Raw genomic sequence first — 25,688 nt, 5'->3', positions numbered from 1 at the left:
GGATTTATGATGAAAACGAGAACGCTTGCCTTCGCCGTGCTGGCCATCACGGCCTCCGCCGCGCCCGGTCTTGCCGCGCAGGTCGAAATCCCGCGCTCGCCGGGCCTGCCTTATGCGGCGAAATCGCTGCCCGACCGCATCGTCCTCACACCGGGCGCGGACCCGTCGCGCGAGATGGCGGTCGCGTTCCGCACCGATACGGCGCAGACCACGGCAGAGGCGGAAATCGCGCCCGCGATCGACGGCCCAAGCCTTGCCGCGCGTGCGGTCCGCGTTGTCGGCGCCGCGTCTCCCATCGAAAACGAAAACGGCAAGGCGCTTTATCATCAGGTCCGCTTCACCGGGCTCGAGCCGGGCCGCGGCTATGTCTACCGCGTGAAGGGCAGTGCGGGCTGGAGCGAGTGGCTGCAGTTCCGCACCGCACATGCGGAGGCGCGGCCGTTCCGCTTCCTCTATTTCGGCGACACGCAGAACAATATCCTCAGCATCGCCTCGCGCGTCATCCGTCAGGCGTTTCATGCGACGGCGGCGCCCGCGCTCGTCGTCCATGCGGGCGATCTCGTGGCGCAGCGCGACGATCTCGCGCACGATGATGAATGGGGCGAGTGGACGCAGGCGGGCGGCTACAATTACAGCATCGTCCCGCAGCTTCCCGCGACGGGGAATCACGAATACGCGGACACGCTCCTGCCCGACGGCTCCGAAGGCCGCGTGCTCGGGCCGCATTGGCCGCGCCAGTTCGCGCTTCCGGCAAACGGCGCCGACGCGGCGAAGGCGACGACGTATTTCGTCGATTATCAGGGCGTGCGCTTCATCATCCTCGATGGCACCGCCGCGCTCGATCTGGGTGCGCTCGAAGGCCAGACGCGCTGGCTCGACAGCACGCTCGCGGCAAGTCCTGCACGCTGGAACGTCGTGCTGTTCCATCAGCCGATCTTCACCTGCGCGCGGCCCAATGACACGGCGGTGCTGAAGGCGGCGTGGAAGCCGGTGTTCGAGGCGCGCAAGGTGGACCTCGTCTTGCAAGGCCACGATCATTGCTACAGCCGCCTGACGGCCGAAGGCGGCAAGACGGCGTCCGCGAAGGCGCGTGCCGACGGCAAGGTGCAGGGCCCCGTCTATCTCGTCTCCGTCACCGGCTCGAAGATGTACGGCCTGAACGACCGCGCGGGCACGCAGCCCGATCGCGTCGCCGAGGATACCGAGCTGTTCCAGGTCGTTGACGTGGCGGAGGACAAGCTCCAGTTCCGCACCTTCACGGCCACGGGTGGCCTTTACGACGGCTTCGACCTCATCCGTCATGCGGACGGCAACCGCCTCGTCGAAATCACCGAAGCCGCCGGCCCCGTGCGTCGCTGCGCGGGACAGGCAGGGCCGGACGGCTTACCCTGCACGGCAGATCCGAAGGATTGATGATGAAAACGCTTCTCACCGCCCTCCCGCTTGTCCTGCTTGCCGCCTGCGCCGCTTCGGAGATCGAACTGCCGCAGGGCACCGCCGCGCGCGGCGATCCGGCGAAGCCCGTGCCTGCGTCGGTGGAAACCGTCGTCACCACCGATCCCGCCGTCGATGCGGACGATCCCGCGCTCTGGGCCGATCCGCGCGACCCCTCGCGCGCCGTGCTCTTCGGCACGGACAAGACCGACGGGCTCTATGTCCACGACATAGGCGGCAAGGTGCGCCAGTTCCTTCCCGACGGCCCCCTCAACAACGTCGATCTGCGCCCAGGCTTCACGGTGGAGGGCAAGGATTATGTCCTCGTCACCGCGACCGAGCGGAAGAATTTCACGGTCGTCGCCTATCTGTTCGATCCCGATACGCTGGAAACGCGCCGATACGGCATCCTGCCGCTCGATATGGGCGAGCCCTACGGCTATTGCATGGGCAAGCTCGGCGGCGATTTCTACCTCATCCCCAACAACAAGGCGGGCGACGTTCGCGTGCTGCGTCTTGCAAACGGCGCGCCGCTCGAAGCGGCGACGCTTGCCTACAGCTTCAAGGTCGGCAGCCAGCCCGAAGGCTGCGTCGTCGATGATGAAACCGGCAGGCTTTATCTGGGCGAGGAAGATGTCGCGATCTGGCGCTTCGATCTCAGGCCCGGCGCGCCCGCCGAGCCCGTCACGGTCGCTGCCGTGGACGGCGAGCGCCTCGCTGCCGATGTCGAGGGCCTGTCGATCCTGCGCGATCGCGGCGCGAAGTATCTGATCGCGTCGAGCCAGGGCGATGCGACCTACCCCGTCTGGCGGATCGAAGGCGACAGCTACGCCTACAAGGGGCGTTTCGCGGTCGAAGGCGGCGCGATCGACAATGTGACCGGCACGGACGGCCTCGACGCATGGAGCGGCCCCATCGGTCCGTTCCCCGAAGGCGCGATCGCGATGCACGACACCGACGACGGCGGCAGCCAGCAGAATTTCAAGATCGTCGACTGGCGCGACGTCCGCCGGGCGCTGTCGCTGCCCTGAACGCAACGATTCACCGCAAGGATGCGCGGCCTCGTCGCGAGGGGCCTTGCATCCATTTCGCTTGCGGTGCGTTCGCGGCAACGCGATGAAAAAACACATGAACAGCAACGGGGCGTTGCATCACTGGTCCCGGCGGGATGCGCTCGCCGGCCTGGCCGCGCTCGGCCTGCTTCCCGCGTTCCCGGCGCTGGCCGCGCCGCGTCTCGGCGCCGCCGAAGCCTTCTCGTGGGCGGGGTTGAAGCAGCGGGCGCTCGCGCTGTCGCAGCGTCCCTTCGTGCCGCTCCGGCGCGTGGAGGCTGCGGCGGCGGTCGATTATGATGCGCTCAACAGCATCCGCTACCGCGATGACGCCGCGCTGTGGCCCGATCGGCCGGGGCAATCGGTGCGCCTGTTCCCGCTCGGCAAATATGCGCGCGAGCCCATCACCATAAACATCGTCGAGCGCGGCCGCGCCCGGCCGCTGCTCTATTCGCCCGATCTCTACGAGATGCCGCAGGACAGTCCGGCGCGCGCGCTCACGGCGGAAAACGGCGGTTTCGCGGGCTTTCGCGTCATGAACCCCGGAGACGTCGGCGATTGGCTGGCGTTTCAGGGCGCGTCCTATTTCCGCACCGCCGGGCCGCTCCATCAATACGGCCTCTCCGCGCGCGGCCTCGCGATCGATACCGGCCTCTCGACGCCCGAGGAGTTTCCCGTGTTCCGCGCCTTCTGGCTGGAACCGGGGGACGACGCCCTCACCGTCTACGCGCTGCTCGATGGTCCGCGCGTCGCTGGCGCCTACCGCTTCGTGAACCGCGTGCGCGATAACGAGATGGTTCAGGAGGTGACGCTGTCCGTCCGCCTGCGCGCCGACGTCGAACGTCTCGGCTTCGCGCCGATGACGAGCATGTACTGGTACGGCGAAACCGAGCCCGGCCCGCGCCGCGACTGGCGGCCCGAAATCCACGATTCCGATGGGCTTCTGATGGCGAACGGCGCGGGCGAGCGGCTCTGGCGTCCGCTCGTCAATCCGCCGCGCACGGCGCTGAACGCCTTTCTCGACGACAATCCGCGCGGCTTCGGCCTGATGCAGCGCGATCGGAATTACGACAATTACGAGGACGACGGCGTTTTCTATCACAAGCGTCCGTCGCTCTGGGCGGAGCCGATCGGCGACTGGGGAGAGGGCACGGTCGATCTGGTCGAAATTCCCACGCAGGGCGAAACGGACGACAACATCGTCGCGTTCTGGCAGCCGAAGGCGCCTGCGCGCGCGGGCAACCGCTACGATCTGTCGTATCGCCTGCGCTGGCTCGGCGGCGAGCCCGATGCCCTGCCGCTCGCGCGCGTCGTCGGCACGTATCGCGGTCTCGGCGGTCGGCCGGGCCACCCCGCGCAGGAGCATGTCGTCAAGCTCGTCGTCGATTTTGAAGGGGAAAGCCTGAAAGGCCGCGCGCGCGAGGATGTCACCGCCGATGTCTCCGTCAGCGGCGAGGTGTTGATGAAAGTCGCCTACCCCGTGGAGGGGCGCCCGAATCGCTGGCGGCTGATGATCGACTTTATTCCTCGGAACGGCGCCGCAACGGACCTTCGCGGGGGGCTCGTCTGCTGCGGTGCACAACTCACCGAAACGTGGCTATATCAATTGCCTGCGATGGGGAACGGATGATCCGGGCGCGCATTTTCTGACCGACCGGACGACGCTGCGGACGAGAGACGGCGACCGGAATTGAAACCAGGGTCGATATTGTATCTATGCGACATGAAGTTCTGCTGTCTCAGGGCGCGCCGGGTGGCTACGATGCGCTGACCTATGAAATCCTGCACCGGCGCATGGATGGGCTCCCGGCGGAATCGCCGCTCGCCATGCCGCTTCAGGATTGGAGCGCCTGTGATCGCACGCCGCTGCGGTCCGAAACCGCGCCGCACGGCATGGCGTTTCGCCGGTTTCTGCTGATCACCGCGACCCTTCTCATTGCGCTCGTGGGCGGCGGCGAAATGGTGCGCGCTGCGGCATCCGGCGGTTTCCTGCTCGGCGAAGTGCTGCTGGTCGCGCTGTTCGTTCCGCTTTTCGCATGGATCGGCTTCGGCTTCGTCACCGCTTTTGCCGGTTTCGTCCGTCTGCTTGCGGGCAGGCGCGATTTCGATCTTGTGGACGAAACCGCGCCGGAGGGCCGCACCGCCGTGCTCGTGCCGGTTTACAACGAGGATGTCGCGGCCGTGTTCGGCCGCATCCGCGCGATGGCGCTTTCGCTTGCCCGCGAAGGCCGCGCGCGCGATTTCGATATCTTCGTGCTCAGCGATTCAAGCCTGGAAAACGGCCGCGCCGAATATGCGGCGTTCCTGTCGCTCCGCCCCACGCTCGCGCCGCGCCTCTACTATCGCCGCCGCGAGAAGAATACGGAGCGCAAGCCCGGCAACATCGCGGACTGGGTCCGCAGGTTCGGCGGCGCTTATGATTACATGCTGGTGCTCGATGCCGACAGCCTGATGGACGGGCGCACGATGGCGCGCATGGCCGCCACCATGGATCGCAGCCCCGGCGTCGGCCTCATCCAGACCGTGCCCGACGTCATCAACGCCCGCACGCTCTTTGCGCGCTGGCAGCAGTTCTCGGGGCGTCTCTACGGCCCCGTGGCGACTGCGGGCATGATCTGGTGGTCGGGCAGCGAGGCGACCTTCTGGGGTCACAATGCGATTCTGCGCACGCGCGCCTTTGCGGAAAGCTGCGGGCTCGCCGCGCTTCCCGGCGCCGCGCCCTTCGGTGGCGCGATCATGAGCCACGATATGGTCGAAGCCGCGCTGCTCCGCCGCCGCGGCTGGGCGGTCCACATGGTCGCCGCGCCCGGCAGCACCGAGGAGTTTCCGCCCAGCTTCGTCGATTTCGCGAAGCGCGATCGCCGCTGGTGCCAGGGCAATCTGCAGCATCTGCGCGTTCTGGGCAGCGCGGGCTTTCACTGGGTGAACCGGCTCCAGCTGCTGATGGGCGGTTCGGCGTATTTCACCTCGCCGCTCTGGCTGCTGCTCATCATCGCGGGTGTGGTTCTGCATGTCACGCAGGGCACGGGCAGCGCTGTCGCGACCGCGCCGTGGCTGCTCGGCTTCACGCTTGCGCTGCTGCTCGGTCCGAAACTTCTGGGCATCGTGTGGACCTTGATCGATCGCCGCCGCCGCGCCGCGCTTGGCGGCGTGCGGGGAATCGCGTCGGGCGTGCTCGTCGATGTGCCGCTCTCCGCGCTCGCGGCGCCGCTGATGATGCTGACGCAGACCTTGAACCTTGCCGATATCCTGATGGGCCGCAGCAGCGGCTGGTCGCCCCAGCGCCGCGAGACGGACGGGATCGCGGCGACCGAAGCCCTGTGCCACTACCGCCTGCACCTCGCGCTCGGCGGCGTCATGCTCGCCGGTGTCGTTGCGGGTGTCGGCGCGTCGCTCTGGCTGCTGCCTGTGGCGGTGGGCCTCGTGCTCAGCCCGTGGATCGAGATGGCGACGGCGCGGCAGTCGGTGCTCGCCGGGGTGTTCGGTGTCGCCGATCGTCCGGCGCAGAGGGCGAAGCGGTCGGCTAGCGTTCCGGTTCCGCTGCCTGCGCGGCCGAAGGCTTTGGCCGCGTAACCACGAAAATCGCCGAGGCGATCAGCCCTGCGGCGGCCAGTCCCCGCCACAGCGGCGCGGGGTTCCCCGTGACATGGAAGATCGCGTATCCTGCCGCCATGCCCGTGCAGGCCGCGATCTTTGCGCGCGTGCTGATCGCGCCTTCCCGCCGCCACGCGACGACAGGCGGGCCGAGTTTCGGGTGGTTCAGGATCCTCGCCTCCAGCCGCTCCGACGACCGCCCGAAGAAATAGGCCGCGATGATGATGAAGATTGTCGTCGGCAGCAGCGGCAGGAACGCCCCGATAATGCCGAGCGCGAGCGAGAGGAAGCCGAGCGCTAGGTAAAGGTGGCGAGTCATGCCCCGGTTATGACCGCGCATGCGGCCTGCGTCGATACGCTATCGCCAATCATTTGCGCCGCCACGCTTGACACGCGCCTCTATTCGCTATTTAGCTATTTAGCGAATAGACAAAGAGAGGGTTTGTGAACGCTGTCTTCGATGCATTGGCGCATCCGATCCGCCGTCAGGTGCTCGAGATGCTGAAGACGGGCGGCAAGTCCGCCGGAGAGCTTGCCGATGCGTTTGCCGTTTCGAAGCCCACGATGTCCGCGCATTTTGCGAAGTTGAAAGCGGCCGGGCTGATCCAGGGGGCAAGCCGCGGCGGCAGCATCATCTACACGCTCAACCTGTCGGTGGTGGAGGAGGTCGTGATGGCCTTCATGGGCCGGCTTGGCGCCGGCGAAGCAGAGAAAGGAGCGGCGGCATGCGCGAACACGCACTGATCGTCTTGTCATGGGTCACGGTGGCGATTCTGGCGGCCATCGCCGCGATCGCGCTCGCCATATTGCCCGAAGGCACGCAGCTTCCGATGCACTGGAACCTGGCCGGAGAGGCGGACCGTCATGGGGACGCCGGCTTCGCGCTGTTCGCGCCCGTCGTGATGTGCGCGGTGCTGTCGCTGGTTCTGTCGGTGCTTCCGCGCATGGAGCCGCTGCAGAACCGGATGGCGGGCAGCGCGGCGCTTTACCGCGCCTGCTGGATCGGGGTTCTGGGGATGATGACCTTTGTCCAGCTCATGGTCGCGTCGCCTGCGTTCGGCTGGAGCATTCCGGTCACGTTTCCGCTCGTCGGCGCGGGCTTGCTGCTCATTTATGTGGGCAATGTGCTGCCGAAATCGCGTCCGAGTTTTTTCGTCGGGATCCGCACGCCGTGGGCGCTGCTCGATACCGACAACTGGATCGCCACGCATCGCCTCGGCGCATGGACGACGATGGCGGCGGGCGCGGCGATCATCTTCGCGGCGCTGATGCCGTTGTCGCCGACGGCGCGCGGCGCCGTGATCGTCGGCGCCATTCTGGTCAGTACGGTGCCGCCGGTGTTCTATTCCTGGCTGCTCTGGCGCCGCCGCACGGGGCGGTGACGAGAACGTGGGAGGCCGGGAAAGCCCGGCCTCCCTTTGTCCTCAGAGCTTGATGGCGACCGTAGCGCGCACGCCGTGGTCCTGGCCGTGGTCGCCCAGGTTGCCGGTGTAGCGCGCGCTGAGCGTCAGGCCCGGCGCCGCGCGCCAGTCGAGGCCGGTTTCCACCTGCACGCTGTCCTTCGAAAGCGGCGTGCCTTCGATGCGGAAGGCGTTGCCGCCCGCGGCGAACTGCAGGTCGGAATTCACGTCGACATCGCCCAGCGCATGTTCCCAGCCGACCTGAACGCGGCCGACGACGGGCGCAAGCGCCCCGCCGATCGTCGCGCGCAGCCCGAGCGAGGACCAGCTGTAGCTGCGGCGCCGACCGTCGCCCTCAAGCGCGGCGGTGCCGCCGGTTTCGGCGAAGTCCTTGTCCTTCAGCCACAGGCCGTTCAATCCGGCGAAGGGCTCTACCGTGCCCTTGCCGAGCGGCACCGTGTAGCCGATCTCGCCGAACGCCTGCACTGCCGATCCGCCGTAGCTTGCCGTAAGTTCCTCGCTGAAGGTGCGGAAATCGACATTGCGCGTCGTGTCGGTGTCGAAATCGGCGTAGCTGCCGCCGACGCGCAGTGTCAGCGCGCCGAAGGCGGCGCTGCCGTAAACGGCGCCGTACAGGCTCTTCATGTCCGCTTTCGATCCGCGTGCATCGAGCTTCACGTCGGTCTCTGCGGTTCCGCCTGCGATGCCGATCTTCACCGTGTCGCCGAGATTGGCTTCGATACCCAGCAGCAGCGAATAGCCGGAGCTGTTCACGTCGGCGGCGTTGCCGTCGCCGTCGCGGTCGATCCAGTTGCCGCCGGCTTCCGACCACAGCACGACGTTGCGGCCCTCGGCGGCTGCCATCGCGCCCTGCGAGCGCGCGAGCAGCGAGCGGCGGAGATGCGCTGCGTCTTCCGATGCGATCGAAAGGCTCGAAGCGTGGATCTCGCCCGAGAAGGCGTCGAGGCCGTAGCCGATCTCGGCGGTCGAAGCGCCCACGAGCGCGTTGAACACGTCGCTTTGGGGGCTGAACGCGCCTTCGATGGCGGTGCCTGTCGCGATCTGGTTCGGCGTGGTGCCTGCGGCGCCGAACGCGATGTCGTTGCGCGTCAGCGTCAGCGTAACGGCATTGGGGCCGTAGCTCAGCGTCGGCGTCAGGAACGCAAGGTTGCTCGTCACCGCCTCGAATGTGCCGGTAACGCCGTCGCCCGCCGTCACGATCTCGTACTGCGTCTGCGGCAGATAGGTGCCGTCTTCGGCGAGCACCGCCACGGTGCCGCCCTCGATCGTCGCCGTGGTGGTGGCCACGATCAGGTCGGTGTTGCCTGCCGCGTCGACTTCCACTTCATAGGTCGATCCGGCTTCGAAGACCACGAAGGTCGCCGAGGTCAGCTCGCCGATCGAATTGCCCGGCGCAGCGGTCGCGCCGGTGCGCACGATCAGCCCGCCGATGGTGCCGTTGCCGCCGATGCTGCCGCCGCTCTGCACGTCGACGTCAGACGCGGCGAGCGAGCCGTTCACCGCAAGGCGACCCGCGCTCACCGTCGTCGTGCCGCTGAAGCTGCTCGTGCCGGTCAGATTCAGCAGGCCCGCCCCGGACTTTTCGAAACTTCCGGTGCCCGAAATGGCGTCCGCGAAGGTGCCGTCGGTCGCCTGGTCGAAGATCAGCGCGGCGTTGTTGGCGATATCGCCCTGAAGGCTCGTCGTGTTGCCGACGAGCGTGCCATCGGTGATCGTGGTGCCGCCCGTATAGGTGTTGGCGCCGGTCAGGATCAGCGTACCCGCGCCGTCCTTGGTGAACGTGCCCGAACCCGAGACGACGCCCGCGAAGGTGTCGTCCGCCGCCTGGTCGAAGATCAGCGCGGCGTTGTTGGCGATATCGCCCTGAAGGCTCGTCGTGTTGCCGACAAGCGTACCTTCGGTGATCGTGGTGCCGCCGGTGTAAGTGTTGGCGCCGGTCAGCACGAGCGTGCCCGCGCCGTCCTTGGTCATCCCGCCCGCGCCGGAGATCACACCCGTGAAGGCGGCGTTGTTGCCGTCCGTATCGATGGTGCCGTCATTCTCGGTGATGTCGAGATCGACACCGAAGCTTCCCGGCGCGTCCACGAGCAGCGTACCGCCGTCGAGCACGGGGTTGACGTCGCCGTTGATCAGCTCGGTCGTCGTGCTGGTGCCGGTGATATTCTGCCCGATCGCGGCGTCGATGTCGGTGCCGAAGATATAGGCGTAATCGAAGGTGATCGTGCCGCCGCTCAGCAGGTCGCCGAGGTCGAAGCCCAGGCCGATGGTGTTGTCGCCGTCGCCGACGTCCGTGCCGCTCAGATACGACGCGGTGTCCGTCGTCCAGCCGGTAACGGCGGAATTGTGCGTGAAGTCGCTGTCGGTGTAGAGGCCGATCACGTATTTGGAAACCAGCGCCTCGGCATAGACGAGGTCGTTGGCGGAAACCGTGTCGGTCCCCCGGAAATTGTTGGTGACGCTCGAATCGCCCGCTGCCGCGACCGCATCGGGATCGAGCTGGCGCGAGAAGGTGATGTCGGTCAGATCGTCGAGCGCGGTGATCGTGGTCTTGATCTTCAGCTGCTGTTCGTCCTCGTCGAAATAATAGTCGTGGGTGATGGTGAACAGGCCGTCTGCCGTGCCTGTCCACACCGCGCGCTGCTCGTACGTCGCGCCGCCGAAGGCGACGCCGCTGTAGTCGGTCAGCGTACCGCCGGTGATGTCGAAGATGCCGGCGTTGTTGTTGACGAACGCGAAGGGCGCCCCGCCGTTGCCCTCGATGACGAAGCCTTCGAAGGGGCTGCCCGGCGTCAGATAATCATAAGCGGGATTAAAGGTTCCCGTGCCCGTGCCGTCATAGAGAATACCGGGGGATGTGTTGCCGGAATAGCCGAGCGTGCCGTTGTCGTTGAGGCCGATCTGGATGTAGTCGCCGGTCAGCACCAGCGACGCGGCGAGAGCGGGGAGGCGGCCAGCAGGGCGATCGCGGCGCCTGAATAAAGCGCGGCTTTGCGGGACAGGGCTGCGGACTTCATCATTTTCATTATTCTCGAATCCTGTTGTCAAAACGAAAGTACGGGTTCGCGCTGGCTACAGGATGATGATTAAAAAGGGATTTACGCTAAGCTGCGCGCGGCTGGCCTGAGTGCGGCTGGCCTGAGTGCGGCTGGCCTGAGCGCGCGTAAGCCCGGCCTTGACCGAGCATGGCCTTGACTCTTTCGCGGGCGCGAAGCGATACTGGAACAAATAGAGAACGAAAATGTCCGATTCGCTGAAATCCCTTGCCGATCTGCGCGGCCTCGTTGCCGAAATGGAAGGCGGCAGGGCGCGCCGCGGCAGGGGTATCGTCACCGGTCATGCCGGTTTCGATGCGGCGGGCGTGGTGCGGGGTCGGCTCCATGAAGTGTTCGGGGATGGCGACAGCGCCGCTGCTCCCGCGTTCGCGGCGCTGTTGGCGCGCGCGGCGGCGGAAGGTGCGCCGGTCGTCTGGCTGCGAACGGATGCGGCGGCGCGCCGGGCGCCGCTTTACGGTCCGGGGCTTGCCGCGATGGGGATCGACCCGGCGACGTGCATCGTCGCGCATGCGTCCGACGAGGCGGCCCTGTTGTCGGCGGCGGTGGATGCGCTGCGCTGCACCGTGCTTGGCGCCGTGATCGCGGAAAGCGTCGGCCGCTCGCGGTTCGGGCTCACCGGCACGCGGCGGCTCACGCTGGCGGCGGAGGCGTCGGGCGTGCCGCTGTTTCTGCTGCGGCTGGATGCGGCGCCCGCACCGAGTGCGGCGGAAACGCGCTGGCGCGTGGCTGCGGCGCTCTCGCAGGCGCTTGCGGCGGATGCGCCGGGTCATCCGGCGTTCGATGTGGAATTGCTGCGCCGCCGCGCCGGACCCTCCGGCCTCGGCTGGCGGGTGGAGTGGGATCGTGACGCAGGCATCTTTCGTGAAGCGGCGCTATCTGGCGCTCTGGTTCCCGTGGCTCCCGGCGGAGCGCCTGGCACGCACGCCGCGCGCCGGGCGCAAGGGGTCGCCTGAACGGCCGCTCGTTCTTGCAGAAGCGGTGAAGGGAGCGCTGCGGCTCGCGGCGGTCGATCGTCATGCCGAAGCGCTCGGTCTCCTGCCCGGCCTGCCGCTCGCCGATGCGCGCGCGCGCGTCACGGGGCTCATCGTCGCGGATCATGATGCGGCGGCAGATCAGCGCCTCCTCGAACGGCTCGCTGATCTCTGCATCCGCTATACGCCGATCGTCGCACCCGAGCCGCCCGATACGCTGATCCTCGATATCGCGGGCGCCGCGCATCTTTTCGGCGGGGAGGGCGGGCTGTCGCGCGATGTCCGCGTCCGGCTCGGGCGGCATGGTTTCACCGTGCGCACGGCGATCGAGGATACGCCCGATGCGGCGTGGGCGCGCGCCCGTTTCGATGCGGCCTGCGTCGCGGCGCTTCCCGTCGCGGCGCTGCGGCTGGGCGGGGAGCGCGAGACGGCGCTGCACCGCGCCGGGCTCTACACCGTCGGCGATATCGCCTCCCGGCCGCTCTCGGGGCTGGCCGCACGTTTCGGCGCGGCGGCCGCGACAGCGGTGCGGCGCATGGTCGGCGATGCGGAAAGTCCTATCGCGCCGCGCCGCGTGCTGCCGCCGGTCGAAGTGGAACGCCGCTTCCCGGAGCCGGTGGCGCGCACCGATTATGTCCTCGGCGTGCTTGCCGATCTGCTCGCCGAGGCGTGCCGGATGCTCGACGCGCGCGGCGAGGGCGGCCGCCGTTTCGAAGCCGAATTCTTCCGCGCCGACGGCAAGGTGCAGGGCGTCTGCGTTGAAACCGGCGCGCCCGTGCGCCATGCCGCGCCTGTCGTTGAACTCTTCACGCACAGTCTCGCCCGCCTCGAAGACCCTCTCGATCCCGGCTTCGGTTTCGATGCCGTGTGCCTCTCCGTGCCGGTCACGCAGCCGCTCGCGCCCGGCCAGCCCGATCTCGATCGCGCCCCGCCGCCCGGTCCCGCGCTCGATGCGCTCATCGATCGTCTCGCCGCCCGGCTCGGTCCCGACCGCCTGCTGCGTTTCCACGCGCGCGAGAGTCACGTGCCCGAGCGCGCCGCCCGGCTTCGTCCCGGAAGCCCCTCCTGTTCATGGCCGGTTCCGCCCCTAAGCGAACCCCCGCTGCGCCCGTTTTCACTCCTCCGTCCGCCGCGTCTGCTTTCGAATGTCGTTGCGGATGTGCCCGATGCGCCGCCCCGCCGCTTTCGTCTGGGTGTCACTTTCCTCACCATCGTGCGCGCCGAAGGGCCGGAGCGCATCGCCGCCGAATGGTGGCGCCGCCCCGGCCTCACGCGCGACTATTACCGCGTCGAGGACGAAACCGGCCGCCGCCTCTGGATCTTCCGCCACGGCCTCTACGGCCACGAGGAGACGAACCCGCGCTGGTATCTGCACGGCCTGTTCGCATGAGCATCGCCTTTGCCGAGATGGTCGCCGCGACCAACTATTCCTTCCTGCGCGGCGCCTCGCACCCCGCCGACATGGTGGCCGCCGCGCTGTCGCTCGGCCATGCGGGCATCGGCATCGCCGATCGCAACAGCGTCGCGGGCGTGGTGCGCGCCTGGGCCGCGCTGAAAGGCGAGACGCGGCCCTTCAAACTGGCGGTCGGCGCCCGACTCGTCTTCGCGGACGGCACGCCCGACATCGTCGCCTACCCCGAAACCCGCTACGGCTGGGGCCGTCTCACGCGCCTGCTGACGCTCGGCAACCGGCGCGCCGCAAAAGGCGATTGCATCCTCACCCTGCGCGATCTCCTCGATCACCGCGAGAATCTGCTGCTGATCGTGATGGCGGAGGGCGCGCACGAACTCGCGCTGCGCCAACTCGCGAAGGCCGCGCCCGGCAACGTCTGGCTCGGCGCCGCGATGCCGCGCGCGGGCAGCGACCGCCGCCGTCTCGCCCGGCTGATGGCGCTCGCGCAGCGCACCGGCGCTCCTCTGCTCGCCACCAACGATGCGCTTTATGCCGATCCCGCGCAGCGCCCGCTCCACGACATCCTCACCTGTATCCGCGAGAAAACCACCATCCACGCCGCAGGCCGCCGCCTTGTCGCCAACGCCGAACGCCACCTGAAGCCGGCGGCCGAAATGGCGCGCCTGTTCCGCGATTGTCCGCAGGCGGTCGCAGAGAGCGTCCGCCTTCTGGACCGCATCGGCTTCTCGCTCGACGAGCTGAAATACGAATACCCGCACGAACCCGTCCCCGAAGGCTGGACACCGCAAGCCTGGCTCGAACATCTGGTGATGACGGCGGCGCACAAGGCGCACCCGAACGGTCTCTCGCCGAAGATGCAGGCGACCCTCGACGAGGAGTTCGGCCTGATCGCAAAGTGCAATTACGCCTATTACTTCCTCACCGTTCACGACATCGTTCGCCACGCCCGCAGCAGGGGCATTCTCTGTCAGGGCCGCGGCTCGGCGGCGAATTCGCTCGTCTGTTATCTGCTCGACATCACGGCGGTCGATCCGGTGAAGGAAAACCTCCTCTTCTCGCGCTTCCTTTCGGAAGAGCGCCGCGAGCCGCCCGACATCGACGTCGATTTCGAGCATGAGCGGCGCGAGGAGGTGATGCAGTACGTCTATGAACGCTACGGCCGAGAGCGCGCCGGCATCGCCGCCACCGTCATCCACTACCGCGCCCGCAGCGCGCTGCGCGAGGTCGGAAAGGCGCTCGGCATCAGCGAGGATGTGACCGCGCGCCTTTCCTCGTCGGTGTGGGGCAGCTACGGCGGCATGGAGGACCGGCGCTACGAAGAGGCCGGGTTCGATGCCGACAACCCGGAGATCGAACGTCTTCGCGATCTCGTCGGCCGGCTCCTAGAATTCCCGCGCCACCTCTCGCAGCACGTCGGCGGCTATGTGCTCACCGAGGGCCGCCTCGACGAGATGGTGCCGATCCACAACGCCGCGATGGCGGATCGCACGTTCATCGAATGGGACAAGGACGATATCGATGCGCTGAACCTGATGAAGGTCGATGTGCTCGCACTCGGCATGCTCACCTGCATCCGCAAGAGCTTCGACCTGATGCGCGCGCAGGGCCTTGGCGATTTCGCACTGAAGACCGTTCCGCAGGACGATCCGGCCACCTACGAGATGCTCTGCAAGGGCGACAGCATCGGCGTGTTCCAGGTGGAAAGCCGCGCGCAGATCAACATGCTGCCCCGCCTCAGGCCGCGCCAATTCTACGATCTCGTCATTCAGGTCGCGATCGTGCGCCCCGGCCCCATCGAAGGCGACATGGTGCATCCCTATCTGCGGCGGCGGAACGGCGAGGAGGCGATAACCCTGCCCTCGCCCGCGCCGCCGCATGATCCCGCTGAACTGAAAGACGTCCTCGAAAAAACCTGCGGCGTGCCGCTGTTTCAGGAACAGGCGATGAAGCTCGCCATCGTCGCGGCCGATTTCACGCCGGACGAGGCGAACGGCCTCCGCCGGGCGATGGCGACATTCCGCAATGTCGGCACGATCCATCATTTCCGCGAAAAGCTGGTCGGCGGCATGACGTCACGCGGCTACACGCAGGATTTCGCGCAGCGCTGCTTCAAACAGATCGAAGGCTTCGGCAGCTACGGCTTTCCCGAAAGCCATGCACAGTCTTTCGCAAAGCTCGTCTACATCTCGTCGTGGATCAAGTGCCACCATCCGGCGGTGTTCGCCTGCGCGCTCCTCAATTCCCAGCCGATGGGGTTCTACGCGCCAGCGCAGCTCGTGCGCGATGCGCGCGAGCACGGCGTCGAGGTGCGCGCTGCGGATATCAATGCAAGCGATTGGGACAGCAGCCTAGAAAGCCGCGCGCTCCGCCTCGGTCTCCGCCAGATCGACGGTTTCCGCGAAGCCTGGGCGACGGCCATCACGTCGGCGCGTGATGAAGGCCCTTTCACTTCGGTGGAAACGCTCTCGCGCCGCGCTGCGCTGCCGCAGCGTGCGCTCAGGCTGCTCGCTGATGCCGATGCGTTCCGCTCGATCGGCATCGATCGCCGCGCCGCGCTCTGGGAGGCGCGGCGGATGCCGCAGGATGAACTCCCGCTGTTCGCCGCCGCCGGCGTGCGCGAACTCGGCGACGAGCCGGATCCCGCGCTCCCCGCGATGCCGCTTTCGGAGCATGTCGCCACCGATTATCAGGTGACGCGCCTTTCGCTGAAGGCGCATCCGATGCAGTTCCTGCGCGATGTGTTCCGCGCCGAGGGCATCCTCACCTGCGCGGAAATCGCGGCGGCGCGAAATGGCGCGCGCGTGCGCACGGCGGGCGTGGTGCTCATCCGCCAGCGCCCCGGCAAGGGCAACGCGATCTTCATCACGCTGGAAGACGAAACCGGCATCACCAATGCCCTGCTCTGGGCGCGCCTGTTCGAAGCCTGCCGCCGCCCGGTGATGTCGGCGCGGCTGATGGAGATAGAAGGCGAAGTTCAGAAAAGCCGCGAGGGCGTCGTCCATCTGATGGCGTCGAAGATCATCGACCGCAGCGACGAACTCGCCCGCCTCTCGCACGCCGCCGCCATGCCGGTGCGCAGCGGCCGGGGTCATCCGCGCAATGCGCGCATCCTGCCCGGCTCACGCGATTTCCACTAAGACCTTACGCCGCCGCGCCGAACCGCTTCGCATAGCGCGCCGCGATTGCGTCCACCGGCATCATCATGAACACGTCGATCGTGTTGAACTGCCGGTCGATGAAGGCGCCGCTGCCCACCATCGCGCCGACGCGCAGATAGCCTTTGATGAGCGGCGGCAGCGTGCGCCATGCCGCTTTGGGGTCGTAGCCGCCGATGGGCAGCCGCGCCATGTCCGTAAAGTGCCGCCCATGCGCGCTCACGCGCCGGTCCTGCGGCGCGAGGTGGTTGTGATGGAGATAGGCGAGCGCGGCGGCGTGCGTGTCGGGGTCGGTGCCGGGAAAGCTCGCGCAGCCGAACATGTGGCCGATGCTCCGCTGTGTCAGATAATCGCCGATACCGCGCCACAGCAGCTGGATCGTCGCCGTGTCGCGATATTCCGGCGCCACGCACGAACGTCCGAGTTCCAGAAGCTCGCCGCCGTGCCGCGCTGCATGCGCCTCGAGCGGGGCGAGGTCGTATTCCGAAGCGCTGTAGAAGCCGCCGTGGCGATGCGCCACGCTCTGCCGAAGCAGCCGGTACGTGCCCACCACGCGTGCGCCGTCGGCGCCGGTTTCCTCCACCAGCAGGTGATCGCAGAACCGGTCGTAGGGATCGACGTCGAGGCCCGCCGCAGCGCCGCCCGGAACCGCGCCCAAATCGCGAAAGAAAACCTGATACCGCAGCGCCTGCGCGGCGCGCACGTCGGCCTCGCTGTCTGCAAGCCGGATGCTGAGGCGTGTGTCGCGGGCCGTGTTTTCAATGAGACGCATGGCTATCCCCCGGATGTGTGACCATGGCGGATTTCGCACGCGCGTGTTTCGACCGCGCGTCGCCCTAGTGACGGAAATGCGTCAGCGAAGGTGGTCGCGGAGGGCCTTGAAAGCGCGCACGTGCAGGGGGTCGCTCGCCATGTTGGAGGGCAGCGGCGTCGACGCGAGCCGGATGATCGCAAGGTCGTTCCCGGGCTCGATGTGCAGCCGCTGGCCGTAAACGCCCATCGCCATCAGCGCGCGCGGCGGCGCGTGGTTCACCCACCAGAAGCCGCGGTAGCTATGGTCGGGGCGCATGTTCGCCGCCCCCGCCGCGAACAGCGCGCGGTCGCCGCCGCCGATCAGCGTCTCCGCAACCGGGCCGCCCGCCATCAGGAATTGCGCCAGCCGTGCAAGGTCGCGCGCGGTGGCGTTGAGGCCGGAGCCCGCGATCTCATGGCCTCCGGTGTCGAGCAGGAAATGCGCCGCGTCGCCGCAGCCCGCCGGTTTCCAAACGCGCTCGGCGACAAGGCCCGCAAGCGTCCGGCCGGTGGCGCGCCGCAGCACCCATGCGGCGGCGTCGGCGATCGGTGTGCGATAGCGGAAAGCAGTGCCCGGCGGCGCATCGCGGCGATCGAGCGCAGCAAGCACGGGCAGCGTTCCGTCCGGCGCCGCCTCCGGCGTCCAATAGCTCGCCGAATAGCGATGCACGTCGGATGCAAGGTCGGCGTAGTCCTCGTTGAAGGCGATGCCGTCGGTCATGTCGATCAGCTGGCGCAGCGTCGTTCCCGCGAAGGCGCTCATGCCGAGTTCCGGCACCGCGTCTTCCGTGGCGAGCGCCTCCGAAACCGTGCCGTCGGCGATAAGGGTTTCCGCGACAACCCCGACGATCGACTTGGTGATCGAGAACAGATGGTGGGGCGTCGCCGCCGTCATGCCGTTGCGATAGGTTTCATAGACCACCGCGCCCCGGTGCAGTACGATCATCGCATCGGTGTAGGTGGAGGCGACATAGGCTTCCCAGTCGATCGTCGCCCCATCCTCGCCTGCGAAGCGCAGCGCCGAAAGGTCTGCGGGGCGCTCGGCAAGCGGCGCTGCTGTCTCCGCGCCCTCAAGCGAAACGGAGGGCACGAGCTGCCGCGTATGCTGGAACGCCCAGCGATTGAACGGCCACGTCCGCCAGTTGGCTCCCGTCACGCGCCGATCCTCGGGCACGTCCGCGCCGCTCCCGAGCCCGGCTTCGCGCCAGTCGATGGGCGGCGGCTGCATCAGGCGCGCCGGATCAGCACTCGACGACGTTGACGGCAAGGCCGCCGAGGCTGGTTTCCTTGTACTGCGATCGCATATCCTCGCCCGTCTGCCGCATCGTCTCGATCACCGCGTCGAGGCTCACCACATGCTGCCCGTCGCCGTGCAGCGCGAGGTACGCGGCGTTGATCGCCTTGATCGCGCCCATCGTGTTGCGCTCGATGCAGGGGATCTGCACGAGGCCCCCGATGGGATCGCAGGTGAGGCCGAGGTTATGCTCCATCCCGATCTCGGCGGCATTCTCGATCTGGTGGTTGTTGCCGCCGAGCGCCGCGACGAGGCCGCCAGCCGCCATCGAGCAGGCGACGCCGACCTCGCCCTGGCAGCCCATTTCGGCGGCGGAGATCGAGGCGCGCTTCTTGTAGAGGATGCCGATTGCCGAAGCCGTCGCCAGCAGCAGCCGGCTTCCCGCAGGCGTCGGCGCGCTCGTGAACACCTCGTAGTATTTCAGCACGGCGGGCAGCACGCCTGCCGCGCCGTTCGTCGGCGCCGTCACCACGCGGCTGCCGGCGGCATTCTCCTCGTTCACCGCAAGCGCCCACAGGCTCACCCATTCGAACACGGTCGAGGGATCGACGCGCGGGCCGCGCGCGGTCAGCGCGCGCTGGATATCGTTGGCGCGCCGCTTCACCTTCAGGCCGCCCGGCAGCACGCCGACAGACTGGCAGCCGCGCTCGATACAGCCGAACATCGCCGCGCGCACGCTGTCGAGGAAACTTTCCGTCTCCTCGCGGCTGCGCCACGCAAGTTCGTTTTCCAGCAGCATGTCGCCGATCGAAAGCCCCGTTTCCTCGCCCAGCCGCAGCAGGTCGGCGCCGGATTCGAACGGATGCGGCAGGCGGATGTTCACGCGCGGCGCGGCCTCGCCCTCGCGCAGGATCGCGCCGCCGCCGATCGAGAAATAGGTCGCCATCCACGCCTCGCCGCCCTCGTAATGCGCTTCGAAGCGCACGGCGTTCGGGTGGCCGGGCAGGAACTCGCCCATGCGGAAACGCAGATGGTCGGCCTCGCAGAACGTCACCTTGCGCCCGCCCGCGAGCGGCAGCCTGTCCTCGCCGCAGATCTGCGCGAGTATCGCCGGTGCAGCGTCCGGGTCGAGGCCTTCCGGCGTGTTCCCGGCAAGGCCGAGGATGATCGCGGTGTCGGTGGCGTGCCCGCGCCCGGTCAGCGCGAGCGAACCGTAAACGTCACAGGCGACCGCGCGCACCTTGCCGCGTTTCACGGCAGCCTCGGCGAAGGCGAGCGCGGCGCGCATCGGGCCCACGGTGTGCGAACTCGAAGGTCCGATGCCGATGGTGAACACCTCGGTCACGCTCATCGGCCGCTCGGCCATCGCCCGGCGCGCCGCGCTCATCGTCGCCGTGCTCGCCACTGCCTGTTCCAGTGTCATGCGCGTGCAAGCGTGTCGCGTTTGATCTTCTTGGCGAGCGACCATTTGTGGACTTCGGTGGGGCCGTCGTAGATGCGGAAAGCGCGGATCTCGCGGAACACCTGCTCGACGATCGTGTCGCCTGAAACGCCCTGCCCGCCCATCACCTGGACGCAGCGGTCGGCGACGCGCATCAGCGCCTCGGAAACCGCGACCTTCGCCATCGAGCTTTCCACCGTGCCGAGCGCGCCGGTGTCGAGCACGTCGGCGCACCAGTCGATCATCAGCTCGGCCTGCTTCAGATCGATCAGGTTCTCGGCAAGCATGAAGCCGACGCCCTCGTGGTCCACGAGCAGCTTGCCGAACGCCTGCCGCTTGCACGCATAGGCAGTCGCGATCTCGTGCGCGCGCGATGCCGCGCCCCACCAGCGCATGCAGTGCGAAAGCCGCGCGGGGGAGAGGCGCACCTGCGCGTATTTGAAGCCCTCACCGCTCGCGCCCAGCATCTGGTCGGCGGGCACGCGCAGATTGTCGATGGCGATGATGGCGTGGCCGCCGGGCATCGAGGAATCGATGGTATCGAGCACGCGCTCGATGCGGATTGCGGGGTCGGGCAGGTCGACCAGGAACATGCACGCGCCCCCGGTTCCATCGGTGGCTTCCGACTTCGCCATCACGATGCCGACCTTCGCGCCGTCCGCGCCGGTGATGAACGCCTTGCGGCCGTTTATCACCCAGTGGTTGCCGTCCTGCCGGCACGTCGTCTGCATCATCGAAGGGTCGGATCCCGCACCGCCTTCGTCCGCCGGTTCGGTCATGAAGAACGCCGATCGCGCCTCGCCCGAAACGAGCGGCGCAAGAAAGCGCGCTTTCTGCTCGGGGCTTCCCACCTTGCCGAGCAGGTACATGTTGCCCTCGTCGGGCGCCATCGTGTTCACCGCGACCGGCCCCAGCGGCGAAAGGCCGGAGGCCTTCAGCACCGTCGCCGTATCCCGCTGATCGAGATGCGATCCGTCCGCGAAGATGTGCGGCGTCATCACGCCTGCCGCGCGCGCCTTCTCCCGAAGCTCATGCACCAGCGCGTCCGATGGCCCGTGCGCGCCGAGCCTGGGGTCGCGCTCATAGGGCACGACAACCTCGCGAACGAAGGCTTCGACCCGGGCGGCAATCGCGGCGGCGGTTTCAGGCATCGGCAAATCCCATTCTCGTTGCTTGTCTTGGGAGCGTGCTAGGCGAATGCGCCGCGCGAGGAAATGCCTGATTGCGCGCCCTAAGCCCGGTAAGACATGCGCCGCGCCGCCAGCGGCCACAGGATGTTGATCGCCAGCCCGCCCATAACGAGCGCTGCCGCCAGCAGCTTCCACCCCGGCAGGCTTTCGTTCAGCAGCATCGCCGACGCCGTCATGCCGAACACCGGAACAAGCAGCGCGCTCGGCGTGATGGTCGCGGCCGGGTGCCGTGCCAGCAGCCAGCCCCACGCGGCATAGCCGAACAGCGTATTGCCCACCGATTGCCACAGCACCGCCGCCCACGCCTCCACGCCCGCATCGCCGAGCGCGGCGCTGATCGCAGCGGGGCCTTCGAAAAGCAGCGATCCGATGAAGAGCGGCGGCAATGCGAACACGCTCGACCAGACGACGAAGCTCAGCATGTCGGTGACGCCGCTTGTGCGCGCGATGTGGTTGCCGATGCCCCAGCTCAGCGCCGCGACGAGAACGAGCGCAAGGCCGAGCGGCGTGGTGCTGCCGTCCGTGTGGGCAAGGATCACCGCAATCCCCGCGCTTGCCAGCAGCAATGCGGCGATCTGGAACAGCCGCAGCCGTTCCCGCCCGAAGTACATGGCAAGGCCGATCGTGAAGAACACCTGCGATTGCACGACCAGCGATGCAAGGCCCGGCGAGATGTCGCTCCGCATCGCGATGTAAAGCAGGCCGAACTGCCCGAACCCGATCAGAACGCCGTACGCCGCAAGGATTTGCCAGCGCACCTGCGGACGGCGGATGAAAAATGCGGCGGGCAGGAACGCGAATGTAAAGCGCAGCGCCGCGAAAAGCAGCGGCGGCAGATCATCCAGCGCCACCCGGATCACGACGAAGTTCGTGCCCCACACGGCAACGACCGCCAGCGCGAGCAGCAGATGCAGCGGCGGCACGCGGCCCTGCGACGACGATAACGAGGATTCGCCCATGCCCCTCTATACGCATCCCGGTCCAGACTGACAGGCCCATGGAATGCACGGCAGACCGGCACAAGGCGCATGGCGTCCTTATGGAATCTTTACGGCCGAGGTCAGCGTTCCCTCGCGCATCCTAATGCATCGATCCCGCATGAGGGCCTCTCATCAGGAGACCCGTTCATGTCGTTCGAACTCTGGCTTGGCGCGCTCGTCGCGCTGTTCATCCTTGGCTACCTGCTTGCCGTGCTTGCGCGGCCCGAGCGTTATTGAGGGGGGTTGAGCAATGACCTTTGCCGGCTGGACGCTGATCTTCGTTTTCATTGCGCTCATCATAGCGCTTGCCAAGCCTTCGGGCGCACTGCTGTTCAGGCTTTACGACAGCCGGCCGCTGCCATTGGAGGCCGGCCTGTTCCGGCTCGCGGGTACTGGTCCCCGTGAGCAGAGCTGGGTGGGCTATGCCGTCGCCGTGCTCGCCTTCAACATCGCGGGCATCGCGCTTCTGTTTGCGATTCTGAAACTGCAGGGTGGCCTCCCGCTCAATCCGCAGGGGTTTGAGGGCGTTGAAAGCTGGCTCGCCTTCAACACGGCGGTCAGCTTCGTCACCAACACCAACTGGCAGAACTACGGCGGCGAAACGACGCTCTCGCACTTCAGCCAGATGGTCGGATTGACCGTCCAGAACTTCCTGTCGGCGGCAACCGGCATTGCGGTCGCTTTCGCTTTCATCCGCGCGTTTGCAAGGTCGAGCGTCGCAACGCTCGGCAATTTCTGGGTCGATATGACACGGGTGACGCTCTACCTGCTGCTGCCCGCCTGTGCGATCCTCACGGTTGTTTATGTCGCGATGGGCGTGCCGCAGACGCTTGCAGCATCGGTGACGGCAACGACGGTCGAAGGCACGCAGCAGGTCATTGCGCTCGGCCCTGTCGCCTCGCAGCTTGCCATCAAGATGCTTGGCACAAACGGTGGCGGCTTCTTCAATGTCAATTCGGCGCACCCGTTCGAAAACCCGACGGCGCTCGCGAACTTCCTCCAGATGCTGTCGATCTTCGTGCTCGGCGCGGGTTTGACGCTGACCTTCGGCAAGGCGGTCGGCAATCTACGCCAGGGCTGGACGATCCTCGCTGCGATGCTCGGACTGTTCCTCATCGGCGTGACTGTCACCTACTGGGCAGAGGCCGCAGGCAACCCCATCCATCAGGCGCTCGGCATTGCGGGCGGCAATATGGAGGGTAAGGAGGTTCGCTTCGGCATTGCCGCGACGGCCTTGTTCGCAGTGGTCACCACAGCGGCCTCATGTGGCGCTGTCATCGGCATGCACGACAGCTTCATGCCGCTCGGCGGCCTCGTCACGATGTTCAACATGCAATTGGGCGAAGTGATCGTCGGCGGTGTCGGCGCTGGGTTCTACGGCATCCTCATTTACGCGATCCTCGCGGTGTTCATTGCCGGGCTGATGGTCGGGCGCACGCCCGAATATATCGGCAAGAAGATCGAGGCGCGCGAGATGAAGCTGGCGGTCATCGCCATCGCCGTCCTGCCGCTGTTCATCCTGGGACTGACGGCGCTTGCCAGCGTGACCGAGGCTGGATTGGCGGGTCCGCTTGCCGGGGGGCCGCACGGGTTCAGCGAAATCCTCTACGCCTATTCGAGCGCAGTCGGGAACAATGGCTCGGCGTTCGGCGGGCTGACGGGCAACACGCCTTTTTATAACATCACGCTTGCCATCGGCATGTTCGTCGGGCGGTTTGGTGTGATCCTGCCTGCGCTGGCGATTGCCGGGGGGCTGGTAGCCAAACGGCGGCAACCCGAAGGTCCGGGATCATTCCCCACCACGGGCGCCCTGTGGGTCGGCCTGCTCGCAGCAATCATCCTGATCGTCGGTGGCCTCACCTTCCTGCCGGCGCTCGCGCTTGGCCCCATCGCTGACCATTTCCAGGTCGCCGCCGGCATGCTTCTTTGAAAGACAGACACATGAGCCCGCAAACATCACTCTTCACCGGCCCCATCGTCCGCGCGGCAGCGCGCGATGCCCTCATCAAGCTCAACCCGTCCACGCTGATCCGCAATCCGGTGATGTTCGTCACGGCCATCGTTGCGGCACTTTCGACCGTGCTGTGGGTACGCGCGATTGCCACCGGCTCGGGCACTGCAGCTTTCGAAGGCCAGATCGTCTTCTGGTTGTGGCTGACCGTGCTGTTCGGCAACTTTGCCGAAGCCGTCGCCGAAGGGCGCGGCAAGGCGCAGGCGGCGAGCCTTCGCGCGACCAAGGCGGATCTGCGCGCCAAGCTTCTCGATGGGCGCGTTGTCGATGCGAGTGCGCTCCAGATCGGCGACGTCGTGCGCGTCGATACCGGCGAAGTCATTCCGGCCGATGGCGAAGTCGTTGCCGGCGTTGCGTTCGTCAACGAAGCGGCGATTACGGGCGAAAGCGCGCCGGTCATCCGCGAAGGCGGCGGCGACCGCTCGGCCGTAACGGCGGGAACGCGCGTGATTGCGGACTGGATCGAAGTGCGCGTGACGGCCGCTGCCGGCCAGGGCTTTCTCGACCGGATGATCGCGCTCGTGGAAGGCGCGAGCCGCCAGAAGACGCCGAATGAAATCGCCCTGACGATCCTGCTCGCCGGGCTGACGCTGATCTTCCTGATCGCGGTCGGCACGCTTCCCGCCTTTGCCGCCTACGCAGGCGGCAGCATCGCGGTGCCGGTCCTCGTCGCGCTGTTCGTCACGCTCATTCCGACAACGATTTCGGGGCTGCTTTCGGCCATCGGCATTGCGGGCATGGATCGGCTGGTCCGTTTCAACGTGCTTGCCAAATCGGGTCGCGCGGTCGAGGCGGCGGGCGATATCGACACGCTGCTGCTCGACAAGACCGGCACGATCACCATCGGCGACCGGCAGGCGGTGGCGTTCATGCCGCTGCCCGGCGTGAGCGAGGGAGAGCTCATCGCCTCGGCCAGACTGGCCAGTCTGGCCGACGAAACGCCTGAAGGCCGTTCGATTGTCGTTCTGGCCGACGAGAAGGCGCCGGGCGGCGAAGGTCTGCCTGCCGCTGCGGAGCCGATTGCCTTCACATCGCAAACGCGGGTCTCTGGCCTGCAAATCGGGGAGCGGTCGCTGGTCAAGGGCGCGGTCGATGCGGTGATGCGCCGCATTCCGAACGCTCGCAATGCCGATGCATTGAAGCAGATCTCCGACGACATCGCCCGCACCGGCGGCACGCCGCTGGCGGTTGCCGATGGCGAACGGCTGCTCGGCGTCATCCATCTGAAGGACATTGTGAAGGCGGGCATCCGCGAGCGGTTCGGCGAACTGCGGCGCATGGGCATCAAGACGGTGATGATCACCGGCGACAATCCGCTCACCGCAGCAAGCATCGCCGCCGAAAGCGGAGTCGATGATTTCCTTGCCGAAGCCACGCCAGAGGACAAGCTTGCCTATATCCGCCGCGAGCAGGAAGGCGGCAAGCTGGTGGCGATGTGCGGCGACGGCACAAACGACGCCCCAGCACTGGCCCAGTCCGACGTCGGCGTCGCGATGAATACGGGCACGCAAGCCGCGCGCGAGGCGGGGAATATGGTCGATCTGGATAGCGATCCGACCAAGCTCATCGAGATCGTCGGCCTCGGCAAGCAGTTGCTGATGACGCGCGGCGCGCTCACCACGTTCTCGATCTCCAACGACGTCGCGAAGTACTTCGCGATCCTGCCGGCGATCTTCGTGGTCCTTTATCCCGGCCTCGGGGCGCTCAACGTCATGGGCCTCGGGAGCCCGGAAAGCGCGATCCTGTCCGCGATCATTTTCAACGCGATCATCATTCCGTTGCTGGTGCCGCTCGCACTCAAGGGTGTGACGTATCGCGCGGCGGATGCGGGCAGTCTGCTCGCCCGCAATCTCGCCATCTACGGTGTCGGCGGCCTTGTTGCGCCGTTCATCGGCATCAAGTTCATCGATATGGCCGTCACCGGCCTCAACCTCGCCTGAGGATTCCCA

The 25,688-nt window shown here is 67.1% G+C and carries 19 protein-coding genes; 12 read left to right on the top strand and 7 right to left on the bottom strand.

The genetic code is table 11. From position 1 onward, the window contains the following. Window positions 1-6 precede the first annotated feature (6 nt). The 4 genes from GGQ98_RS02015 (at window position 7) to mdoH (ending at window position 6,056) form a co-directional block, all read left to right on the top strand. A complete protein-coding gene (locus GGQ98_RS02015) occupies window positions 7-1,413 on the top strand; it encodes a purple acid phosphatase family protein (RefSeq protein WP_184064313.1) in 1,407 nt (468 codons plus the stop codon). Between the two features lie 2 nt (window positions 1,414-1,415). Beyond that, window positions 1,416-2,465, top strand: coding sequence for a phytase (locus GGQ98_RS02010; RefSeq protein ID WP_184064310.1), 1,050 nt, complete (start codon window positions 1,416-1,418; stop codon window positions 2,463-2,465). A 97-nt stretch (window positions 2,466-2,562) separates the two neighbouring features. Next, complete coding sequence (locus tag GGQ98_RS02005) at window positions 2,563-4,113, top strand: OpgD/OpgG family glucan biosynthesis protein (protein WP_243451621.1); 1,551 nt, start codon at window positions 2,563-2,565, stop codon at window positions 4,111-4,113. A gap of 86 nt (window positions 4,114-4,199) precedes the next feature. Then, entirely contained in the window at window positions 4,200-6,056 is a 1,857-nt protein-coding gene (gene mdoH / locus GGQ98_RS02000) for a glucans biosynthesis glucosyltransferase MdoH (protein WP_184064304.1), read from the top strand. Here the strand turns inward: mdoH and GGQ98_RS01995 are convergent. Beyond that, complete coding sequence (locus GGQ98_RS01995) at window positions 6,007-6,396, bottom strand: YbaN family protein (protein ID WP_207791195.1); 390 nt, start codon at window positions 6,394-6,396, stop codon at window positions 6,007-6,009. The two genes, mdoH and GGQ98_RS01995, sit on opposite strands and share 50 nt — an antisense overlap. A 125-nt stretch (window positions 6,397-6,521) precedes the next feature. Here GGQ98_RS01995 and GGQ98_RS01990 point away from each other — a divergent pair, with 125 nt between their 5' ends. Both GGQ98_RS01990 and GGQ98_RS01985 read left to right on the top strand, forming a co-directional pair. Further along, window positions 6,522-6,821 (top strand): metalloregulator ArsR/SmtB family transcription factor, encoded by a 300-nt coding sequence (locus tag GGQ98_RS01990; protein ID WP_184064297.1) that lies wholly within the window; start codon window positions 6,522-6,524, stop codon window positions 6,819-6,821. Beyond that, window positions 6,803-7,459, top strand: a complete 657-nt coding sequence (locus tag GGQ98_RS01985; RefSeq protein ID WP_184064294.1) for an SdpI family protein — start codon at window positions 6,803-6,805, stop codon at window positions 7,457-7,459. The genes GGQ98_RS01990 and GGQ98_RS01985 overlap by 19 nt, the downstream gene beginning before the upstream one ends. Before the next feature lie 42 nt (window positions 7,460-7,501). On the opposite strand, the gene GGQ98_RS01980 is transcribed toward GGQ98_RS01985, so the two are convergent. Next, a complete protein-coding gene (locus GGQ98_RS01980) occupies window positions 7,502-10,420 on the bottom strand; it encodes an autotransporter domain-containing protein (RefSeq protein ID WP_184064291.1) in 2,919 nt (972 codons plus the stop codon). 316 nt (window positions 10,421-10,736) lie between these two features. Here GGQ98_RS01980 and GGQ98_RS01975 point away from each other — a divergent pair, with 316 nt between their 5' ends. The 3 genes from GGQ98_RS01975 to GGQ98_RS01965 are packed head-to-tail and all read left to right on the top strand — an operon-like array spanning window position 10,737 to window position 16,073. Next, window positions 10,737-11,504, top strand: a complete 768-nt coding sequence (locus GGQ98_RS01975) for an ImuA family protein (protein ID WP_184064287.1) — start codon at window positions 10,737-10,739, stop codon at window positions 11,502-11,504. Further along, the gene (locus tag GGQ98_RS01970; RefSeq protein WP_341534105.1) at window positions 11,395-12,912 is read left to right on the top strand and encodes a Y-family DNA polymerase; all 1,518 of its coding nucleotides are present in this window, start codon (window positions 11,395-11,397) and stop codon (window positions 12,910-12,912) included. The genes GGQ98_RS01975 and GGQ98_RS01970 overlap by 110 nt, the downstream gene beginning before the upstream one ends. Next, window positions 12,909-16,073 carry an error-prone DNA polymerase gene (locus tag GGQ98_RS01965; RefSeq protein ID WP_184064283.1) on the top strand — a complete coding sequence of 1,055 codons (3,165 nt, stop codon included), beginning with the start codon at window positions 12,909-12,911 and terminating at the stop codon, window positions 16,071-16,073. The genes GGQ98_RS01970 and GGQ98_RS01965 overlap by 4 nt, the downstream gene beginning before the upstream one ends. 4 nt (window positions 16,074-16,077) lie before the next feature. Here GGQ98_RS01965 and GGQ98_RS01960 read toward each other — a convergent pair whose 3' ends face one another. The 5 genes from GGQ98_RS01960 to GGQ98_RS01940 all read right to left on the bottom strand — a co-directional run bounded on the left by GGQ98_RS01960 (window position 16,078) and on the right by GGQ98_RS01940 (window position 21,707). Further along, on the bottom strand, window positions 16,078-16,863 hold the full coding sequence (locus GGQ98_RS01960) for a GNAT family N-acetyltransferase (protein ID WP_184064280.1): 786 nt from the start codon (window positions 16,861-16,863) through the stop codon (window positions 16,078-16,080). 81 nt (window positions 16,864-16,944) lie between these two features. Then, on the bottom strand, window positions 16,945-18,111 hold the full coding sequence (locus GGQ98_RS01955) for a serine hydrolase domain-containing protein (RefSeq protein ID WP_184064277.1): 1,167 nt from the start codon (window positions 18,109-18,111) through the stop codon (window positions 16,945-16,947). Between the two features lie 13 nt (window positions 18,112-18,124). Continuing rightward, entirely contained in the window at window positions 18,125-19,504 is a 1,380-nt protein-coding gene (locus GGQ98_RS01950) for an L-serine ammonia-lyase (RefSeq protein ID WP_279380205.1), read from the bottom strand. Window positions 19,505-19,536: 32 nt separating this feature from the next. Beyond that, window positions 19,537-20,709, bottom strand: a complete 1,173-nt coding sequence (locus GGQ98_RS01945; RefSeq protein WP_184064274.1) for an acyl-CoA dehydrogenase family protein — start codon at window positions 20,707-20,709, stop codon at window positions 19,537-19,539. 80 nt (window positions 20,710-20,789) lie between these two features. After that, on the bottom strand, window positions 20,790-21,707 hold the full coding sequence (locus tag GGQ98_RS01940) for an EamA family transporter (RefSeq protein WP_184064269.1): 918 nt from the start codon (window positions 21,705-21,707) through the stop codon (window positions 20,790-20,792). Window positions 21,708-21,875: 168 nt separating this feature from the next. On the opposite strand from GGQ98_RS01940, the gene GGQ98_RS01935 reads away from it, so the two are divergent. The 3 genes from GGQ98_RS01935 to kdpB are packed head-to-tail and all read left to right on the top strand — an operon-like array spanning window position 21,876 to window position 25,679. Further along, the gene (locus GGQ98_RS01935) at window positions 21,876-21,965 is read left to right on the top strand and encodes a potassium-transporting ATPase subunit F (RefSeq protein ID WP_184064266.1); all 90 of its coding nucleotides are present in this window, start codon (window positions 21,876-21,878) and stop codon (window positions 21,963-21,965) included. A gap of 13 nt (window positions 21,966-21,978) precedes the next feature. After that, window positions 21,979-23,658: a potassium-transporting ATPase subunit KdpA gene (gene kdpA, locus GGQ98_RS01930; protein ID WP_184064263.1), complete on the top strand. Its 1,680-nt coding sequence runs from the start codon at window positions 21,979-21,981 to the stop codon at window positions 23,656-23,658. Window positions 23,659-23,669: 11 nt separating this feature from the next. Then, window positions 23,670-25,679, top strand: coding sequence for a potassium-transporting ATPase subunit KdpB (gene kdpB, locus GGQ98_RS01925; RefSeq protein ID WP_184064260.1), 2,010 nt, complete (start codon window positions 23,670-23,672; stop codon window positions 25,677-25,679). Window positions 25,680-25,688 lie beyond the last annotated feature (9 nt).

Source organism: Sphingosinicella soli (assembly GCF_014199685.1).
GTDB lineage: Bacteria > Pseudomonadota > Alphaproteobacteria > Sphingomonadales > Sphingomonadaceae > Sphingosinicella > Sphingosinicella soli.
The sequence above is the reverse complement of the archived record's forward strand: the minus strand, read 5'-3'. Positions and strand labels throughout refer to the sequence as shown.

What these genes read in the sequence shown, in the direction of transcription:
- mdoH (WP_184064304.1), top strand. Translation starts at nt 4,200, where the DNA reads ATGCGACATGAAGTTCTGCTGTCTCAGGGCGCGCCGGGTGGCTACGAT.
- GGQ98_RS01995 (WP_207791195.1), bottom strand. Translation starts at nt 6,396, where the DNA reads ATGACTCGCCACCTTTACCTAGCGCTCGGCTTCCTCTCGCTCGCGCTC.
- GGQ98_RS02010 (WP_184064310.1), top strand. Translation starts at nt 1,416, where the DNA reads ATGAAAACGCTTCTCACCGCCCTCCCGCTTGTCCTGCTTGCCGCCTGC.
- GGQ98_RS01965 (WP_184064283.1), top strand. Translation starts at nt 12,909, where the DNA reads ATGAGCATCGCCTTTGCCGAGATGGTCGCCGCGACCAACTATTCCTTC.
- GGQ98_RS01935 (WP_184064266.1), top strand. Translation starts at nt 21,876, where the DNA reads ATGTCGTTCGAACTCTGGCTTGGCGCGCTCGTCGCGCTGTTCATCCTT.
- GGQ98_RS01950 (WP_279380205.1), bottom strand. Translation starts at nt 19,504, where the DNA reads ATGAGCGCGGCGCGCCGGGCGATGGCCGAGCGGCCGATGAGCGTGACC.
- GGQ98_RS01985 (WP_184064294.1), top strand. Translation starts at nt 6,803, where the DNA reads ATGCGCGAACACGCACTGATCGTCTTGTCATGGGTCACGGTGGCGATT.
- GGQ98_RS01960 (WP_184064280.1), bottom strand. Translation starts at nt 16,863, where the DNA reads ATGCGTCTCATTGAAAACACGGCCCGCGACACACGCCTCAGCATCCGG.
- kdpA (WP_184064263.1), top strand. Translation starts at nt 21,979, where the DNA reads ATGACCTTTGCCGGCTGGACGCTGATCTTCGTTTTCATTGCGCTCATC.
- kdpB (WP_184064260.1), top strand. Translation starts at nt 23,670, where the DNA reads ATGAGCCCGCAAACATCACTCTTCACCGGCCCCATCGTCCGCGCGGCA.
- GGQ98_RS01955 (WP_184064277.1), bottom strand. Translation starts at nt 18,111, where the DNA reads ATGCAGCCGCCGCCCATCGACTGGCGCGAAGCCGGGCTCGGGAGCGGC.
- GGQ98_RS01940 (WP_184064269.1), bottom strand. Translation starts at nt 21,707, where the DNA reads ATGGGCGAATCCTCGTTATCGTCGTCGCAGGGCCGCGTGCCGCCGCTG.
- GGQ98_RS01975 (WP_184064287.1), top strand. Translation starts at nt 10,737, where the DNA reads ATGTCCGATTCGCTGAAATCCCTTGCCGATCTGCGCGGCCTCGTTGCC.
- GGQ98_RS01945 (WP_184064274.1), bottom strand. Translation starts at nt 20,709, where the DNA reads ATGCCTGAAACCGCCGCCGCGATTGCCGCCCGGGTCGAAGCCTTCGTT.
- GGQ98_RS02005 (WP_243451621.1), top strand. Translation starts at nt 2,563, where the DNA reads ATGAACAGCAACGGGGCGTTGCATCACTGGTCCCGGCGGGATGCGCTC.
- GGQ98_RS02015 (WP_184064313.1), top strand. Translation starts at nt 7, where the DNA reads ATGATGAAAACGAGAACGCTTGCCTTCGCCGTGCTGGCCATCACGGCC.